Here is a 17,295-nt window from a genome sequence, read left to right as displayed (position 1 = left end):
AACGATGGATACCTGGATTTATCTTTCTCAGGGTTTCGCGGTGGCGATGACGCCGGAAAACCTGGTTATCGCCTTGATTGGCTGCTTTGTCGGCACCATCGTCGGGCTGCTGCCCGGCCTCGGGCCGATTAACGGCGTGGCGATCCTGCTGCCGCTGGCTTTCGCTTTGCACCTGCCGGCTGAATCTGCGTTGATCCTGCTGGCGACGGTCTACATTGGTTGTGAATACGGCGGGCGTATCTCCTCCATCCTGCTGAACGTGCCTGGCGATGCGGCAGCGATTATGACCGCGCTGGATGGCTACCCGATGGCGCAGCAAGGGCGTGGCGGCGTTGCGCTCTCTATCTCGGCGGTCAGCTCATTCTTTGGTTCGCTTATCGCTATCGGCGGCATCATTTTGTTTGCCCCAGCGTTAGCCCAATGGTCGCTGTCCTTCGGCCCGGCCGAATACTTCGCCTTAATGGTTTTCGCCATTGCCTGCCTCGGCAGCATGATGGCGCAAAATCCGCTGAAATCATTTCTGGCAGCGCTTATCGGTCTCGGCCTCGCGACCGTCGGCGTGGACGCCAACACCGGGGTTTATCGCTTTACCTTTGACAGCGTTCATCTCTCCGACGGCGTGCAGTTTATCGTGGTGGTGATTGGGTTGTTCTCTGTCTCAGAAATACTGTTAATGCTGGAACATACCAGCAGCGGCCAGACGCTGGTGCGTAAAACGGGCCGCATGTTGTTCAATGCCAAAGAAGGCGCACAGTGCGTGGGCGCCACCCTGCGTTCATCGGTGATTGGCTTTTTCGTCGGCGTTCTGCCTGGCGCAGGCGCCACCATTGCCAGCGCTATCACTTACATGACCGAGAAAAAGCTCAGCGGCAACAGCGACAGCTTCGGCAAGGGGGATATTCGCGGTGTGGCGGCACCTGAGGCCGCAAACAATGCCTCGGCCTGTGGCTCTTTTATTCCGATGCTGACGCTCGGCGTTCCAGGCTCCGGCACCACGGCAGTGATGATGGGCGCGCTGACCCTGTACAACATCACCCCTGGCCCGGCGATGTTCACCGAGCAGCCGGATATCGTTTGGGGACTGATTGCGGCGCTGCTGATTGCCAACGTGATGCTGCTGGTGATGAACATCCCGCTGATCGGCCTGTTTACTCGTATGCTGACTATCCCGCTGTGGTTTTTGGTACCGGCTATCGCGGCAGTCTCCGCGGTTGGCGTGTACGCCGTTCACAGCACAACCTTTGATCTGGTGTTGATGGTCGCCCTTGGCGTACTGGGCTACATTCTGCGTAAGATGCACTTCCCGATGTCGCCGCTGATTTTAGGCTTCGTTCTCGGGGAAATGCTGGAGCAGAACCTGCGCCGGGCGTTGTCTATCAGTAACGGCAGCATGGATATTCTGTGGGCCAGCGGCGTAGCGAAAGTGCTGCTGGTGATGGCGGTACTGGTTATCGTGATCCCGCCGGTGCTGCGCCTGATCCGTAAGCGCAACAGCAAACCACAGGTGGATATCGGTTAGTAATATGCCGGATGGCGCTGGCCATCCGGCATTTTCATCTTAATTCCTGAACTGCATTAAGAACGTGCTCGACAAACCGCGTCAGCTTTGGCAACGCACGCAAATCTTGCCGCCACAGCAGATGAATGGGTCGTGGCTGCGGCGTAAACGCCTCCAGCACCCGCACCAGCCTGCCAGTAGCTAACTCTTCCGCCAACAGCACCTCCGGTTGTAACAACAGCCCCGCCCCCGCCACTGCCGCCATACGCAGGCCATGACCATCGTTACAGCGCAGGATCGCATCGCGCTTCCATCTGACTTCGCCTTCCGCGCCCGGTAGCATCCATTCGTTGCGGGCCGTCCACACGGTGTGGGACAGGCACAAATGATCCACCAGATCCGCGGGCGTGAAGGGGGTGCCATGACGAGCGAGATAATCCGGTGACGCGCAAATCGCCATACGGTACGGACACAGGTATTTCGCCACTACATCAGTCTGATGGATATCGCCAATGCGGATCGCCAGGTCAACTCCTTCATTCACCAGATCGACCATCCGATTGGTCAGATCCAGTTCAATGCGCACTTCCGGCCAGGCCTGTAAAAACGCGGCGGCCAACGGCGAGATAACGCAGGCGCCAAAGGAGGTCGGCGCGCTGATGCGCAGCGTCCCCGCAGGCGCCAGCCGCAGACGCTCCACTGAGCGTTCGGCTATCGACACCTGTTCCAGCACACGCCGGGCTTCTTCAAAATAGACACGACCGGCATCGGTCAGACTCTGGCGACGTGTGTTGCGCTCCAGCAGGCGCGTACCGAGTTGCGTTTCAAGGTGGGTGATGTACTTCCCCACCATCACCGCAGACATCCCCAGTCGCGTGGCCGCGGTGGTAAAGCTCCCGCTCTCTACCACCGCGATAAACGTTTCCATGCCGCGCAGTTTATCCATATTGCAAACCTCTGGTTAGTAATCATCTAACTTTTGGCCAGTTTATCCGATTTCATTTTCGTTAAAGAATAGCGGCTCACACTATTGCGGAGGTGGTTATGAAAATCGTTATTGTTGGTGCCAGCGGTACGGTGGGTCGTGCAGTTACGGAAGCATTAAGCCGTAAACATGAAGTGATCCGTGTGGGCCGCACGCAGGGAGATTACCAGGTTGATATCACCTCCCAGGAGAGTGTCGAGGCATTGTTTGAAAAAGTCGGACGGGTAGATGCGATCGTTTCCGCCACCGGCAATTTGTTCTTTGGGCCGTTATCCACCATGACCGATCGGGATTTTAATCAGGGGTTACAGGATAAGCTGTTAGGCCAGATTCGTCTGACATTAACCGGGCAGCATTTTCTCAATGATGGCGGCTCAATTACGCTCATTAGCGGCATCATCGCCCATGAACCCATCGCGCAGGGGGCGAATGCGGCAACGATCAATGCCGGTCTGGAAGGATTTGTTCGCGCGGCGGCCTGTGAGCTGGGGCGTGGGCTGCGTATCAACCTGATTAGCCCAACCGTGCTCAGTGAATCCGCCGCAGCCTACGACGATTTCTTTCCGGGTTTTGAAAGCGTCCCGGCCGCTACCGTTGCCAACGCCTATCGCCGCAGCGTGGAAGGCATCCAAACCGGGCGTACTTATAAAGTAGGTTACTGATAAAAGCATGACCTTGCCTCTTACGTCATCAGTAAGAGGCAAGCCACTGCCTATTTTCAGGCACCCGTTTCGTTTCTTATTCGCGCATTAATATATTCCACGGCCTGAGAGACATCCATAATGCCGTTAATTGCATTCGTCACACCTTGCCCGATAATAATCTCTGCCTGGCGCAGGTTGAAAGGTTCACCTTTACTTCCCTCAGACTCCCTTATTCCCGTCATGCCTTTTTCATTCAATAAATTAAACCACGGGTAGAGATTGAGAACGTTTTGATCGTGACATATTCCAGACCAGGCGCTATTTCCTCCCAGCAAAACCAGATGGCGCGCAATTTCATCGGAATAAAGCCAATGAAAGAACTGCTCAACCTGTTTTTTCTTTTTACTGTAGCGGGACATTCCAATGGAACCGCCCCCCAATTGTGGAAGTTGCCCCGGAACAGGAGCATAGCCAATAGTGGGCGCTATGGCCGTGTGCGCCACATCGTTGAACAAATTGAGATACATGATCAGCATGGCAAGATTTCCACGCTCAAACTGTTTTACCGCGTCACTCCACCACTCACCTGGCAGATTCACGGCGATAGAAAGCTGTTGTAGATATTGTTCGAGTGCAGTTGCGGCAAGTGAAAGCTCGAGTTGTACCGGCTCGCCTTCGCGCACCAAACGCCCACCGAGCGCGTAGTAACGCAGCAGATACTCGGTAGCAATAAGCCCCGAGCTTCCCAGCGTCACCGCTGTTCCCATCGGGCGCTGTCTGTTTTCTGGCTGATGTAATTGACTAAAGAAAGCCGCTATCTCATCAAATTGCGCAAAGCTCTCTGGCAGCGTTAACTCTTTTCCCGTTGCTTCATAAAACATCCGTTTAATCGTCGCGTCTTCAAACAGATCTCGTCGATAAAACAAAAGCTGCATACTGGCATCAAAGGGTATTGCCCATGCGGTCCCATTCACCATGCTGAAGTGCTGTTGAATTTGCTCAGAGAAATTTTCCAACAGCAATGGAAGCTCAGAAGAGACGGATTCCAGCGGCAAGAGTGCTTTCTCTGCAAACCACGGAAAACACGCCATATCGATTCGCAGTAAATCGTAATAAGGATGTAGATGAAGGTGAGAGAGGATTTCAAAAACTTCATCATAGGGATAAACCGCAAGATTTACCTTAATACCGGTCTGGCGATAAAAGTGGGGTAACAGTTTCTTCAACGCATCAGTCGAAGGACTCGGTAAAATTAACATATTCAGCGTCGCCTCTGTTTCAGGCGGCGGCACGTACTGTCCATTCCAGGAAAAACCGCAATTTGTCAGAATACGATGCTTTTCTTTACTTTTAGGCAGGCGAATACTGGAGGCAATAGTTGTCCCCAGGCGACCATAATCCATCTGGTAGCTGGTGATCCCGTCGAAGGATGCAGGAAGATTATCACTCAGTTGCAATATCGGCGGGCAGGACTGGGAGCTACCAAACCAGGCTGCTTGCGTCAGTGCTCGCGTTCTCTCAGAGTCCTGGACAATAAACAGATCGGGAATTGCCCCGCGAAAAAAGTCAAAAGCGACGGTGTTAGCTTCACTGGCATGTGCAGGTAAAATCGTAAGCTTCGTATGCGGACTTAATTCCCGGCAGGTTTCCTGTATCGCCTGAGTAAAGCTCGCGCTATGGGAAAACTCCAGACGTTCGCAAAAAACACCAATATGGCCCGGCTGCTGCGCCAGCGCCCTCCTCGCTATTTCTTCGCCTGCAGTCACATAGTCAAGGCTAAAATAACAAACTGCGCCGACAGGCTGGCGATATGCAAACAAAATATTTTCCGGGGAAAGCCTGAGCAAGTCGTAATAGGGCTGACTGTCATTCAGGCAACTGACCGAGACAACAGCCTGATAAGACTTTGCCGCCAGCGTTTGCAGAATCTCCAGCTCAAGATTAGGCAGATCGTTGGTCAGGTAAAGGTCGATCGGTTCGCTTAATGAAGGCTGCCAAACCTGATGCAATCCCCGATAGAGTTGAAAGTACTGTTCGGCATTGATGTCGGGCAGAATCAATGCCACTCCCTGACTTTTGCTGGCTCTCAACGATTGCGCCTGCGCATTCAACTGATAGCCAACTTCTCGGGCTGCACGTTGAACCGCTTCAATCTTCTCGACGCTTACATTCCCTCTGCCATTGAGCACATTCGAGACAGTCCCATGCGACACACCGGCAATTCTTGCTATGTCTTTGATAGTTGGCATTTTTACATCCTTCCCCTGATGCTTTGATGCTAGCACGGCGCTCATCAGGAAACTATCTTCAGCACTAAAATTTGAACGTTACAATATTAAAAAGTGCATTTTATAAGCATGTCATAATAAAAGCCTGACGCTATCGATAGACACACCTCATTCACGTAGAAACACTAATACAATGAAATATATGTATAAATTTTATAATCTTTGAAGAGGATCACTTCTGAGGCAAAAGATCGTTGTTCATATAAAACACTGGAACCATAATTGACACGTTCCAATTACGTTTTATTACATAAACGTCTAAAAAAACAACAATCACATTTGTCATTAAGAGGGAAACATGAAGATTCATTTTCTGGGTACCGCTGCATCTGAAGGGATCCCCAATCCTTTTTGCCGTTGTGAGCACTGCCAGCAAGCCCGCATTCGTAAAAGTAAAGACTTACGCACACACTCTTCAGCGATTATCGACGATGAACTGCTCATTGACGTGGCGCCTGAATTCAGCCAACAACTGCTGCGAGATGGCCTGGACGCAACAGAGATCAGATCGCTATTGTTCACACATACTCATCCCGATCATTTCAACGTCGGCGATCTTTTTAGCCGTATGGAAGGGTATGGATTTGAAATTACTCATCCGTTGCACATTTTTGGTAATGACCGTGCAATTAACGGTGCTGCGGAAGTGTTACCAGGCTACAGCGCTGAAAGATTTGCTTTTCATTGCCTGGTGCCCTTCGTGACCGTTGAAACTCGCGGATACCGCATCACTCCGCTGCTGGCTAACCATGCCAAGTGGGAGCTTTGTTATACCTGGTTTATTGAAAAAGAAGGCCAGTCAATTTTCTACGGACATGATTCAGGCTGGTTTCCTGAGCTCACATGGCAGTGGCTGAAAGGGAAAAAAATCGATCTGGCTGTCCTGGAGTGCACCTACGGTTTTAATGGTGATAATCGTACAAATAACCACATGAGTCTGGAAACCGTCTTCGCCGCCAGAGACAGGCTTGCGGAACTCGGTTGCCTTGAGAAAAATAGCCAACTTATCGTCTCGCATATATCACACAGCGGAGGTCTGCTGCACGACGATCTCGTTGCGGCATGCGACAAAGAGAACATTCTTGTCGCCTGGGACGGGCTTAACCTGAGCATCAACCAGTAAGGATATGCAATATGGACCTTAATAAAACACCACGCCTGTTGATTATGATGTTCATACAATATTTCATGCAGGGTGCCTGGAATATGACCATGGGGCTGGTATTGAGCACCTATGGTATGGCAACAATTATTGGCTCATCCTATGCTTTGCTTGGCCTGGCGACTATTCTTTCCCCGCTATTTATTGGCATGGTCGCCGACCGCTTCTTTGCGTCACAAAAAGTCATGGCGATCCTGCATTTAATTAATGCTGGTGTACTGTTGTTTGTTCCGCAATTTATTGAGGCACAAAACACAGGTATGACGTTAACCATGATTTTCCTGGTTGGTCTGCTGTTTTATCCAACAACTGCGCTGGCGAACAGTATCAGTTTCAGCCACATTAACGGAGTAAAATATTTCCCATTTATTCGTGTATTCGGCACATTTGGCTTTATGGTCATCGGCTTTATCATTGGTGAAATGGGTTATTCTGGAAATACCATCACCTGGTATATTGCGTCGGCCTCCGGTGTTGTTCTCGGCCTGTACTGTTTTACGTTGCCAAATACCCCGCCAAAAGCAAAAGGAAGCGTGTTTACGCTTCGCGATCTGTTATGTCTGGATGCTCTGGCGCTCTTCAAAGACCGCAGTTTCTCGGTTTTGATGCTCAGTATTTTTGTCCTGATGATCCCAAAAACGGCTTATTCCGCCTATATCCCGGTCTTTTTAAAAGCGCTTGGATTCGATAACGCCGCCTCAATGATGCAGGTTGGCATCGCCTGTGAAGTCATTTTCATGTTCCTGCTGTCGTTCTTCTTACTGAAAGCTGGCTTCAAAATCACGCTGATGTTAGGCGCCGTCTGCTGGATCATCCGCACACTATTATTTGCTAATGCCTCGCTGGATGCCAACATGATGTTTGTGCTGATCGGCCTGATGTTACAAGGATTCTGCTGGGACTTTTTCTTTACCGTGGGCGACATTTATGTTGACCGTAAAGCAGCGCCAGAGATTAAAGCACAAGCCCAAAGCTTGCGATTTATCGTCTCCAACGGCGTTGGTCTGCTATTTGCCTCCACCGTATGCGGGCAAATCTTTAACAACACCGTGACGGAACAAGGTCCAGAGGCGTTGCCACAATGGGAAACATTCTGGCTAGTTTCAGCAGGCGTTGCCGCAGTGGTCAGCGTATTCTTCCTGATTTTCTTCCGGGACGATATTTCGAAACGCAAAACGGACCTCACATTGAAAAAAGCAAACTCCTGATCGTTAAAGACTCTCTCATTAAGGTAATTGCATGAATAATCTGGCCGCCATCATCAATGAGCAAGGATTGTTGCCTTTAACTACGATCATCAAAATCAGTATTGCATTTATTCTGGGTGGCATTATTGGCCTGGAAAGAGAATCGAAAGGGAAACCGGTCGGCTTCAAAACCTGCGTTATTTTATCCGTAGCCAGCTGTGTATTAACTGTCGTATCAATACAATCTGCTGAATACTATGCAGAAATTTCGATGAATATCCGTAGCGATCCTATGCGCCTGGCGGCGCAGATTATCAGCGGCGTTGGTTTTCTCGGTGCGGGAGTCATTCTGCACCGACACGACGATGCTATCTCTGGTCTCACGACTGCGGCAATTGTCTGGGCATCTGCAGGGGTGGGAATCACCTGCGGAGCCGGTTTTTATTTTCATGCTGTTTTTGCCACGGCTTTATTTTTATTAGCGATCAAACTAAGCCCATTCATTATCTTCTTACAGACCAGAAACCAGTTTCCCGGAAAAGTGAAAGTGCGGGTTATTCTTGATGAACGAAACGCTGTGGAAAGTCTGATAACCCGCATTCATCAACAGAAAAACATTATCGAAAACATCACTATCAGGGATATCAAGAAGGGCAAAATTGAGGTTAATCTCAAAATCGTAATTCGTCAAAAGATGACCTTGCCCGACTTATATCACGATCTGACTCATGTGGAACACGTCTGCGCCATCGCCCTGGAACATTAATACACCTTATCTTCCTCTTTAAAATCAGGGGCTTTTGCCCCTGAAATAGCCACTCAGTATCCATCCAGCCTCTAAATCCTCACCTTTTGCAATGTTAAATAATTGTTGTTTTTGATCACAAATAAGAAACAAACAAGCTCATTGTGTGCGCGTTTTTCAAAAATGTAGATATTTTTAATTTATGGCTACGAAACGAGCTGCGCCATATCTCCCTGACAATCTACTGAGAGGATCGATTTGATGAACGCACTGACTGCCGTACAACCGAACGCTGAAGATCCAGCCCAGCACTACAGAGGTTTCACACTGAAACCATCAGTCCAGTCTCCACGTCTGCTGGAGCTGACTTTTTCTGCCGAGACCACTGAGCAATTTCTACAGGCCGTCGCGCAGTGGCCGGTGCAGGCCCTGGAATACAAATCTTTCCTGCGCTTCAAAGTGGGCAAGATCCTCGATGATTTGTGCGGCAACCAGTTGCAGCCCCTGCTGCTGAAAACGCTGCTCGATCGTGCCGAAGGCGCGCTGCTGATCAACGCCGTCGGCGTGGATGATGTGGCCCAGGCTGAAGAAATGGTCAAACTGGCGACGGCGGTCGCACATCTGATCGGACGCTCCAATTTTGATGCGATGAGCGGTCAATACTATGCCCGTTTTGTGGTGAAAAACGTCGATAACTCAGACAGCTATCTGCGCCAGCCGCACCGTGTTATGGAGCTACATAACGACGGAACCTACCTTGAAGAAATCACCGATTACGTGCTGATGATGAAGATCGACGAGCAGAACATGACCGGCGGTAACTCGCTGCTGCTGCACCTCGACGACTGGGAACATCTGGAGCAGTACTTTACCCATCCGCTGGCGCGTCGCGCGATGCGCTTTGCCGCGCCGCCAAGCAAAAACGTCAGTAAGGATGTGTTCCATCCGGTATTTGACGTTGACCAGCAGGGCCGCCCGGTAATGCGCTACATCGACCAGTTCGTCCAGCCGAAAGACTATGAAGAAGGCGTCTGGCTGAGCGACTTGTCCGATGCGCTGGAAACCAGCAAGAACATTATTTCCGTTCCGGTTCCCGTAGGTAAATTCCTGCTGATCAACAACCTGTTCTGGCTGCACGGCCGCGATCGCTTCACCTCGCATCCTGACCTGCGCCGCGAACTGATGCGCCAGCGTGGTTATTTCGCTTACGCGAGCAACCACTACCAGACCCATCAGTAAGGGCGAAGGAAAAAAGCGGATGTATGATTTTGTGATTATTGGCGGCGGCATTATCGGCATGTCGACCGCCATGCAACTGATTGATGTCTATCCGGACGCCAGAATCGCGCTGCTGGAAAAAGAGTCCGGCCCGGCCTGTCACCAGACGGGCCATAACAGCGGCGTGATTCATGCCGGGGTTTATTACACGCCCGGCAGCCTGAAGGCGCAGTTTTGCCTGGCCGGAAATCGCGCCACCAAAGCCTTTTGCGACCAAAACGGCATCCGCTACGACGTCTGCGGAAAAATGCTGGTTGCCACCTCCCCTCTGGAAATGGAGCGTATGCGCACGCTATGGGATCGCACCGCTGCTAACGGCCTGGAACGCGAATGGCTGAATGCGCAGGAGCTACGCGAGCGTGAACCCAACATTACCGGGCTGGGCGGCATTTTCGTCCCGTCGAGCGGGATCGTCAGCTACCGCGAAGTAACCGCCGCGATGGCGAAGATTTTCCAGGCCAAGGGCGGTGAGATTATTTACAACGCCGAGGTCAGCGCGCTGAGAGAACACGCCGCGGGCGTGATCGTCCATACCCGTCAGGGGCACGAATATGAAGGCGCAACGCTGATAAGCTGTTCCGGCCTGATGGCCGATCGACTGGTGAAAATGCTCGGCGTTGAACCCGGTTTTATCATCTGTCCGTTCCGTGGCGAATACTTCCGTCTGGCGTCAGAACATAACCAGATAGTCAATCATCTGATCTACCCGATCCCCGATCCGGCGATGCCGTTTCTCGGTGTGCATCTCACCCGCATGATTGATGGCAGCGTCACGGTGGGCCCCAACGCGGTACTGGCATTTAAACGCGAAGGTTACCGTAAACGTGATTTCTCACTCAGCGATACGCTGGAGATCTTCGGCTCTTCCGGCATCCGCCGCGTGCTGCAAAACAACCTGCGCTCCGGGCTTGGCGAAATGAAAAATTCGCTGTGCAAAAGCGGCTATCTACGGCTGGTGCAAAAGTACTGTCCGAGTCTGACGCAGAAAGATCTGCAACCGTGGCCTGCGGGCGTGCGGGCGCAGGCGGTGTCGCCGGACGGCAAGCTGATCGACGATTTCTTGTTTGTCACCACGCCACGCTCCATTCATACCTGCAACGCCCCTTCTCCGGCAGCAACGTCAGCGCTCCCTATCGGTGCGCATATTGTCGGCAAAGTACATGCGCTGCTGGAGAGCCAGAGTAATCCCGGACGCACGCTGCGTGCGGCACGTAGCGTGGAGACATTACACGCCGCATTCACCCGTTAACATGATTAAGACAGGAAGTAATTATGCAACTAAACGATCCAACCTTATTTCGCCAACAGGCGTTGATTGACGGCAACTGGCGTGACGCCAACAACGGCGAGACCATCGCAGTAACGAATCCCGCCAATGGTCAGCAATTGGGTAGCGTACCGAAAATGGGGGCGGATGAAACCCGTGAAGCCATTAACGCCGCGAACCGCGCTCTACCCGCCTGGCGTGCGCTGACCGCCAAAGAACGGGCCAATATTCTGCGTCGCTGGTTCAACCTGATGATTGAACATCAGGACGATCTTGCTCGTCTGATGACCCTGGAACAGGGTAAGCCGCTGGCGGAAGCCAAAGGCGAAATCACCTATGCCGCCTCATTTATTGAGTGGTTTGCCGAAGAGGGCAAACGCATTTATGGCGACACGATCCCCGGCCATCAGGCTGATAAGCGTCTGATCGTCATCAAGCAGCCGATCGGCGTTACCGCCGCGATTACGCCGTGGAACTTCCCGGCGGCGATGATCACTCGCAAAGCTGGTCCGGCACTGGCGGCGGGTTGCACCATGGTGCTTAAACCGGCCAGCCAGACCCCCTATTCCGCACTGGCGCTGGCAGAGCTGGCTAATCGCGCCGGCATCCCGGCTGGCGTATTCAGCGTGGTGACCGGTTCAGCAAGCGCGGTCGGCAACGAACTGACCGGCAACCCGCTGGTGCGCAAACTGTCATTTACCGGCTCCACCGAAATTGGCCGTCAGCTGATGGAACAGTGTGCCAAAGACATCAAGAAGGTGTCGCTGGAGCTGGGCGGCAATGCGCCGTTTATCGTCTTTGATGATGCCGATCTCGACAAAGCCGTGGAAGGCGCGCTGGCGTCGAAGTTCCGTAACGCGGGGCAAACCTGCGTCTGCGCCAACCGTCTGTACGTGCAGGACGGCGTATATGACCAGTTTGCCGAAAAACTCGAGCAGGCGGTGAGCAAGCTGCGCCTCGGTGATGGTCTGCAACCAGATGTCACCACCGGGCCGCTGATCGACGAGAAAGCGGTTGCCAAAGTGCAGGAGCACATCGCCGATGCCCTGGATAAAGGCGCACGCATTATCGCTGGCGGTAAACCTCATGCGCTGGGCGGGAACTTCTTTCAGCCCACCATTCTGGTCGATGTACCTGCCAACGCGAAGGTTGCCAAAGAAGAGACATTCGGCCCGCTGGCGCCGCTGTTTCGCTTTAAAGACGAAGCTGACGTCATCGCCCAGGCCAATGACACCGAGTTTGGCCTGGCAGCCTATTTCTACGCCCGTGATTTAAGCCGCGTCTTCCGCGTTGGCGAAGCGCTGGAGTACGGCATCGTCGGGATTAACACCGGCATCATCTCCAACGAAGTCGCCCCATTTGGTGGGATCAAAGCCTCCGGTCTTGGCCGTGAAGGATCGAAATACGGCATCGAAGACTACTTAGAAATCAAATATATGTGTATCGGCCTTTAATAAAACAAATACTGGAGAACACCTGATGAGCACCAACAAAGAACTCATGCAACGTCGCAGCAACGCCGTTCCCCGTGGCGTAGGACAGATCCACCCTATTTTTGCCGAGCGGGCAGAAAACTGCCGGGTCTGGGACGTTGAAGGCCGCGAATTCCTCGATTTTGCTGGCGGTATTGCGGTGCTGAATACCGGCCACCTGCACCCGCAGATTGTCTCTGCGGTAGAAGCGCAGTTGAAAAAACTGTCGCATACCTGCTTCCAGGTGCTGGCCTATGAGCCCTACCTGGAGCTGTGCGAAATCATGAACAAGAAAGTGCCGGGCGATTTCGCCAAGAAAACCCTGCTGGTGACCACCGGTTCTGAAGCCGTGGAAAACGCGGTGAAAATTGCCCGCGCCGCCACCAAACGTACAGGTACGATCGCCTTCAGCGGCGCTTATCATGGCCGTACCCACTACACCCTGTCGCTGACCGGGAAAGTCAACCCGTACTCCGCCGGAATGGGGCTGATGCCGGGCCATGTTTATCGCGCACTTTTTCCTTGCCCGCTGCATGGCATCAGTGAAGATGATGCTATCGCCAGTATTCACCGCATCTTCAAAAATGATGCCGCGCCGGAAGACGTTGCCGCCATCGTCATTGAACCCGTCCAGGGCGAAGGCGGTTTTTACGCGGTCACCCCGGCATTTATGCAGCGTCTGCGCGCCATTTGTGACGAACACGGGATCATGCTGATTGCCGATGAAGTGCAGAGCGGCGCGGGCCGCACCGGTACGCTGTTCGCCATGGAGCAGATGGGCGTTGCGCCCGATCTTACCACCTTCGCCAAATCTATCGCTGGCGGCTTCCCGCTGGCAGGGGTAACCGGTCGCGCCGACGTCATGGACGCTATCCCGCCGGGTGGCCTGGGCGGTACCTATGCCGGTAACCCGATTGCCTGTGCCGCCGCGCTGGCGGTGCTGAACATTTTCGAACAGGAAAATCTGCTGCAAAAGGCCAACGAACTGGGGCAAACCCTGCGCGAAGGCCTGCTGGCTATCGCCGAAACGCATCGCGAAATTGGCGACGTGCGTGGGCTGGGGGCGATGATCGCCATCGAACTGTTCGAAGACGGCGACCATACGAAACCAGACGCCAAGCTGACCGCGGAAGTGGTGGCGCGCGCGCGTGATAAAGGGCTGATCCTGCTCTCCTGCGGGCCTTACTACAACGTGCTGCGCATCCTTGTCCCGCTGACCATTGAAGATGCGCAAATTCGCCAGGGGCTGGACATCATCGCCCAGTGTTTTGCTGAGGCGAAGCAGGGCTAACTATACAAAAAAGCAATCCGTAGGCCGGATAAGGCGGAGCCGCCATCCGGCACATAGGGTCAATAACAATAATACGCGTGCCCCGGCGCGGGAATGCCGGGGTGCTCTCCCAAGTGAAATACTTTCGAGAGGTTTACAAGATGGGGCAAGTGTCACAATCACATGATTTAGGGGGCGGGCTGAAATCACGCCACGTCACCATGCTGTCTATTGCCGGGGTTATCGGCGCGAGTTTATTCGTAGGTTCAAGCGTGGCGATTGCAGAAGCCGGTCCCGCGGTATTATTAGCTTATCTGTTTGCCGGACTGTTGGTGGTGATGATTATGCGCATGCTGGCCGAAATGGCCGTCGCCACCCCGGATACCGGCTCCTTCTCCACCTACGCCGATAAAGCCATTGGCCCATGGGCAGGTTATACCATCGGCTGGTTGTACTGGTGGTTCTGGGTGTTGGTTATCCCACTGGAGGCCAATATTGCCGCCATCATTCTGCATTCCTGGATCCCAGGCATACCTGTCTGGTTATTTTCTCTGGTTATCACGCTGGCATTAACCGGCAGTAATTTGCTGAGCGTCAAAAATTACGGTGAATTCGAATTCTGGCTGGCGCTGTGCAAAGTGATTGCCATTCTGGCGTTTATTGTCCTCGGCGCGGTGGCGATTAGCGGTTTCTATCCTTATGCTGAGGTTAGCGGCGTTTCACGCCTGTGGGATCAGGGCGGCTTTATGCCGAACGGTTTTGGCGCCGTACTCAGCGCGATGCTGATCACCATGTTCTCCTTTATGGGTGCAGAGATTGTTACCATCGCCGCCGCCGAGTCCGATACCCCGGATAAACACATCGTCCGCGCCACCAACTCGGTTATCTGGCGTATCTCCATCTTCTATCTGTGCTCCATTTTCGTGGTGGTGGCACTGATCCCATGGAACATGCCGGGGCTAAAAGAAGTGGGTTCTTACCGCTCGGTACTGGAGTTATTGCATATCCCACACGCGAAGTTGATCATGGACTTCGTCATTTTGTTGTCGGTGACCAGTTGCCTGAACTCCGCGCTGTATACCTCATCCCGTATGCTCTATTCCCTGAGCCGTCGTGGCGATGCCCCCGCCTTTATGGGGAAAACTAACCGCAGTAAAACGCCTTACGTGGCGGTGTTGCTGTCTACGGGGGCGGCATTCCTCACCGTGGTGGTCAACTATTACGCCCCGGCCAAAGTGTTTAAATTCCTGATCGACAGCTCCGGCGCCATCGCCCTGTTGGTTTATCTGGTGATCGCGATTTCCCAACTGCGGATGCGCAAAATTCTGCTGGCGCGAGGCGGTGAAATTAAACTGAAAATGTGGCTTTATCCGTGGCTGACCTGGCTGGTTATCGCCTTTATTATCTTTGTGCTGGTGGTTATGCTCTTTCGCCCGGCGCAACAGCTGGAGGTTATCTCTACCGGGTTGTTAGCCATAGGAATTATTTGCACGGTGCCCATTATGGCACGCTGGAAAAAACTGCTATCGTGGCAAAAAGCACCCTTGCAAAATACGCATTAAATCTGTTCCCGGCGCACGCCGGGACATTTATTCAGGAGTAAGACCATGACCGCCATTCCCCAACCGACGGCCATTGATGGATACCGCTGGCTCAAGAACGACATCATCCGCGGTATTTATCAGCCTGATGAGAAACTGCGTATGAGCCTGCTGACCTCGCGCTATGAGCTTGGCGTAGGACCGCTGCGCGAAGCGCTTTCACAGCTGGTGGCGGAGCGACTGGTCACGGTGGTTAATCAGAAAGGGTATCGTGTCGCCCCGATGTCCGAGCAGGAATTGCTCGATATTTTCGATGCCCGCGCCAATATGGAGGCCATGCTGGTCGCACTGGCTATCGAACGCGGCGACGACGCCTGGGAAGCGGAGATTCTGGCACGGGCGCATATGCTCAGTAAGCTTGAAGCTGTGGACGCCAGTGAACAGATGCTTGATGAATGGGATCAGCGCCATCAGGCATTTCACTCGGCGATTGTCGCCGGCTGCGGTTCCCAATATCTGCTGCAAATGCGCGAACGATTGTTTGATTTAGCGGCACGTTACCGGTTTATCTGGCTACGTAAAACGGTGCTGTCAGTCGAGATGCTGGAAGATAAACACGATCAGCATCAAACGCTGACCGAAGCGATTCTGGCACGCGATGCCATGCGCGCCAGCGAATTAATGCGCCAGCACCTGCTGACGCCGATTCCAATTATTCAACAGGCGATGTCCGGCAAGCTGCTGACGGAATAAGCCCGCACATCATTATTCTTCCGGAATACGTAACACCTGCCCGGGATAAATTTTATCCGGGCTTTTCAGCATCGGTTTATTCGCTTCGAATATTTTATTGTACAGGTTAGCGTTACCGTAAACCTGTTTGGCAATAGCGCTCAGGGTATCGCCCGCTTTCACGGTATAAAACTGGCTTTCGCTCGCGGGTGCAGAGGTTTTAACCTGATCGTCCACGCTGGCGATACCGGAAATATTACCAATCGCAATCAGGATTTTCTCTTTCGCTTCCTGGCTTAATCCATCGCCAGAAACGGTGGCCTTGCCTTCGTTAATTTGCACGTTCACCTTATCTGCATCAGGGATGCCGGTTTTATTCAGGTGTTCCTGCACCTTCTTCGCCAGATCGGCCGTGTCATGATTTCCGGTGACCGCATCCCAAAGTTTTTCACCTGCATCTTTCACAAAATTGAAGAGTCCCATATCCACCTCGGTTATTAACAAGCAACACCAGGAAGTGTAGCAGAGGAGAGAGGACGGCAAAGAAAACGGCGCAAATGCGCCGTTTATGAAAGGAAGTATTAATTACGCGTCTGTACCCAGAAGGCGTGGATCAAACCAGGAATGTAGCCCAGCAGCGTCAGAACGATATTAAGGATAAACGCCCAGCCGAATCCTTTTCCCAGCAGTACGCCAAGCGGGGGCAGAATAATAGTAAAAACGATTCTCCAGAAACCCATACACACTCCCTACAAGCAAAAAGTTAATCATTGTTTAAAAAGAGATTTTATCTCTAAGAGTAGCCATTCTACTCAAATCCGCCAGCCTTCCCCTGCTGTTTTACCCTCCTTTACGCTCTTTACGCTGGCGTACGTTGGCTTTTTATTTTAGAATTCACTTAATTTAGATTATGCTTAAATACATATGACTGAACTTGAACAACTCCAGGCCAGCGCTGAACAGGCTGCCGCTCTGCTTAAAGCGATGAGTAACCCGAAGCGGTTGCTGATTTTGTGCATGCTCTGCGTTTCGCCCGGTACCAGCGCGGGCGAGTTAGCACGCGCTACCGGACTGAGTCCTTCCGCCACGTCCCAGCATCTGGCGCGTATGCGTGAAGAAGGTCTGATAGACAGCCAGCGCGATGCCCAGCGCATCCTTTATTCCATTAAAAATGCGGCTGTGAATTCGCTGATCGCCACATTAAAAACACTGTATTGCCCATAAGG

General features: G+C 52.6%; 16 protein-coding genes. 12 read left to right on the top strand and 4 right to left on the bottom strand.

Features of this window, described 5'->3' with window-relative positions; genetic code table 11:
• Positions 1-4 precede the first annotated feature (4 nt).
• The gene (locus tag OGV69_RS07300) at positions 5-1,519 is read left to right on the top strand and encodes a tripartite tricarboxylate transporter permease (RefSeq protein ID WP_069324599.1); all 1,515 of its coding nucleotides are present in this window, start codon (positions 5-7) and stop codon (positions 1,517-1,519) included.
• Positions 1,520-1,553: 34 nt separating this feature from the next.
• Here the strand turns inward: OGV69_RS07300 and OGV69_RS07295 are convergent, their stop codons facing one another.
• Entirely contained in the window at positions 1,554-2,444 is an 891-nt protein-coding gene (locus OGV69_RS07295) for a LysR substrate-binding domain-containing protein (RefSeq protein WP_069324598.1), read from the bottom strand.
• A 92-nt stretch (positions 2,445-2,536) separates the two neighbouring features.
• On the opposite strand from OGV69_RS07295, the gene OGV69_RS07290 reads away from it, so the two are divergent.
• Positions 2,537-3,145: a short chain dehydrogenase gene (locus tag OGV69_RS07290; protein WP_325100447.1), complete on the top strand. Its 609-nt coding sequence runs from the start codon at positions 2,537-2,539 to the stop codon at positions 3,143-3,145.
• Positions 3,146-3,201: 56 nt separating this feature from the next.
• Here OGV69_RS07290 and OGV69_RS07285 read toward each other — a convergent pair whose 3' ends face one another.
• The gene (locus OGV69_RS07285) at positions 3,202-5,376 is read right to left on the bottom strand and encodes an extracellular solute-binding protein (protein ID WP_227409124.1); all 2,175 of its coding nucleotides are present in this window, start codon (positions 5,374-5,376) and stop codon (positions 3,202-3,204) included.
• 337 nt (positions 5,377-5,713) lie between these two features.
• Between OGV69_RS07285 and OGV69_RS07280 the strand changes: the two genes are divergently transcribed.
• The 9 genes from OGV69_RS07280 to csiR all read left to right on the top strand — a co-directional run bounded on the left by OGV69_RS07280 (position 5,714) and on the right by csiR (position 16,090).
• On the top strand, positions 5,714-6,538 hold the full coding sequence (locus tag OGV69_RS07280) for an MBL fold metallo-hydrolase (RefSeq protein WP_069324595.1): 825 nt from the start codon (positions 5,714-5,716) through the stop codon (positions 6,536-6,538).
• 11 nt (positions 6,539-6,549) lie between these two features.
• Positions 6,550-7,785, top strand: a complete 1,236-nt coding sequence (locus tag OGV69_RS07275; protein ID WP_038632926.1) for an MFS transporter — start codon at positions 6,550-6,552, stop codon at positions 7,783-7,785.
• 31 nt (positions 7,786-7,816) lie between these two features.
• Positions 7,817-8,530 carry an MgtC/SapB family protein gene (locus tag OGV69_RS07270; protein WP_038632928.1) on the top strand — a complete coding sequence of 238 codons (714 nt, stop codon included), beginning with the start codon at positions 7,817-7,819 and terminating at the stop codon, positions 8,528-8,530.
• Between the two features lie 240 nt (positions 8,531-8,770).
• Positions 8,771-9,748, top strand: coding sequence for a glutarate dioxygenase GlaH (gene glaH, locus OGV69_RS07265; RefSeq protein WP_038632931.1), 978 nt, complete (start codon positions 8,771-8,773; stop codon positions 9,746-9,748).
• Between the two features lie 19 nt (positions 9,749-9,767).
• Complete coding sequence (gene lhgD, locus OGV69_RS07260; RefSeq protein WP_069324594.1) at positions 9,768-11,036, top strand: L-2-hydroxyglutarate dehydrogenase; 1,269 nt, start codon at positions 9,768-9,770, stop codon at positions 11,034-11,036.
• A 23-nt stretch (positions 11,037-11,059) separates the two neighbouring features.
• Positions 11,060-12,508 (top strand): NADP-dependent succinate-semialdehyde dehydrogenase, encoded by a 1,449-nt coding sequence (gabD, locus tag OGV69_RS07255; protein ID WP_069324593.1) that lies wholly within the window; start codon positions 11,060-11,062, stop codon positions 12,506-12,508.
• A gap of 25 nt (positions 12,509-12,533) precedes the next feature.
• Positions 12,534-13,817, top strand: coding sequence for a 4-aminobutyrate--2-oxoglutarate transaminase (gene gabT / locus OGV69_RS07250; RefSeq protein ID WP_038632940.1), 1,284 nt, complete (start codon positions 12,534-12,536; stop codon positions 13,815-13,817).
• Positions 13,818-13,957: 140 nt separating this feature from the next.
• Positions 13,958-15,358, top strand: coding sequence for a GABA permease (gene gabP, locus OGV69_RS07245; protein ID WP_069324592.1), 1,401 nt, complete (start codon positions 13,958-13,960; stop codon positions 15,356-15,358).
• 45 nt (positions 15,359-15,403) lie between these two features.
• Complete coding sequence (gene csiR / locus OGV69_RS07240; protein ID WP_069324591.1) at positions 15,404-16,090, top strand: DNA-binding transcriptional regulator CsiR; 687 nt, start codon at positions 15,404-15,406, stop codon at positions 16,088-16,090.
• Positions 16,091-16,102: 12 nt separating this feature from the next.
• Here csiR and lysM read toward each other — a convergent pair whose 3' ends face one another.
• A complete protein-coding gene (lysM, locus tag OGV69_RS07235) occupies positions 16,103-16,552 on the bottom strand; it encodes a peptidoglycan-binding protein LysM (protein WP_038632949.1) in 450 nt (149 codons plus the stop codon).
• 98 nt (positions 16,553-16,650) lie between these two features.
• A complete protein-coding gene (locus tag OGV69_RS07230) occupies positions 16,651-16,809 on the bottom strand; it encodes a YqaE/Pmp3 family membrane protein (RefSeq protein WP_038632951.1) in 159 nt (52 codons plus the stop codon).
• 184 nt (positions 16,810-16,993) lie between these two features.
• Here OGV69_RS07230 and OGV69_RS07225 point away from each other — a divergent pair, with 184 nt between their 5' ends.
• Complete coding sequence (locus tag OGV69_RS07225; RefSeq protein ID WP_069324590.1) at positions 16,994-17,293, top strand: ArsR/SmtB family transcription factor; 300 nt, start codon at positions 16,994-16,996, stop codon at positions 17,291-17,293.
• Positions 17,294-17,295 lie beyond the last annotated feature (2 nt).

The organism is Citrobacter sp. Cc139, from assembly GCF_030334645.1.
Classification (GTDB): domain Bacteria; phylum Pseudomonadota; class Gammaproteobacteria; order Enterobacterales; family Enterobacteriaceae; genus Citrobacter; species Citrobacter werkmanii.
This window is presented reverse-complemented; position numbering and strand designations above follow the sequence as displayed.

Bases quoted from the DNA above. Each gene is read 5' to 3' on its own strand.
- glaH (WP_038632931.1), top strand. From the start codon at position 8,771: ATGAACGCACTGACTGCCGTACAACCGAACGCTGAAGATCCAGCCCAG.
- OGV69_RS07225 (WP_069324590.1), top strand. From the start codon at position 16,994: ATGACTGAACTTGAACAACTCCAGGCCAGCGCTGAACAGGCTGCCGCT.
- lysM (WP_038632949.1), bottom strand. From the start codon at position 16,552: ATGGGACTCTTCAATTTTGTGAAAGATGCAGGTGAAAAACTTTGGGAT.
- OGV69_RS07280 (WP_069324595.1), top strand. From the start codon at position 5,714: ATGAAGATTCATTTTCTGGGTACCGCTGCATCTGAAGGGATCCCCAAT.
- OGV69_RS07275 (WP_038632926.1), top strand. From the start codon at position 6,550: ATGGACCTTAATAAAACACCACGCCTGTTGATTATGATGTTCATACAA.
- OGV69_RS07230 (WP_038632951.1), bottom strand. From the start codon at position 16,809: ATGGGTTTCTGGAGAATCGTTTTTACTATTATTCTGCCCCCGCTTGGC.
- lhgD (WP_069324594.1), top strand. From the start codon at position 9,768: ATGTATGATTTTGTGATTATTGGCGGCGGCATTATCGGCATGTCGACC.
- gabD (WP_069324593.1), top strand. From the start codon at position 11,060: ATGCAACTAAACGATCCAACCTTATTTCGCCAACAGGCGTTGATTGAC.
- OGV69_RS07300 (WP_069324599.1), top strand. From the start codon at position 5: ATGGATACCTGGATTTATCTTTCTCAGGGTTTCGCGGTGGCGATGACG.
- gabT (WP_038632940.1), top strand. From the start codon at position 12,534: ATGAGCACCAACAAAGAACTCATGCAACGTCGCAGCAACGCCGTTCCC.
- OGV69_RS07285 (WP_227409124.1), bottom strand. From the start codon at position 5,376: ATGCCAACTATCAAAGACATAGCAAGAATTGCCGGTGTGTCGCATGGG.
- OGV69_RS07295 (WP_069324598.1), bottom strand. From the start codon at position 2,444: ATGGATAAACTGCGCGGCATGGAAACGTTTATCGCGGTGGTAGAGAGC.
- OGV69_RS07270 (WP_038632928.1), top strand. From the start codon at position 7,817: ATGAATAATCTGGCCGCCATCATCAATGAGCAAGGATTGTTGCCTTTA.
- csiR (WP_069324591.1), top strand. From the start codon at position 15,404: ATGACCGCCATTCCCCAACCGACGGCCATTGATGGATACCGCTGGCTC.
- gabP (WP_069324592.1), top strand. From the start codon at position 13,958: ATGGGGCAAGTGTCACAATCACATGATTTAGGGGGCGGGCTGAAATCA.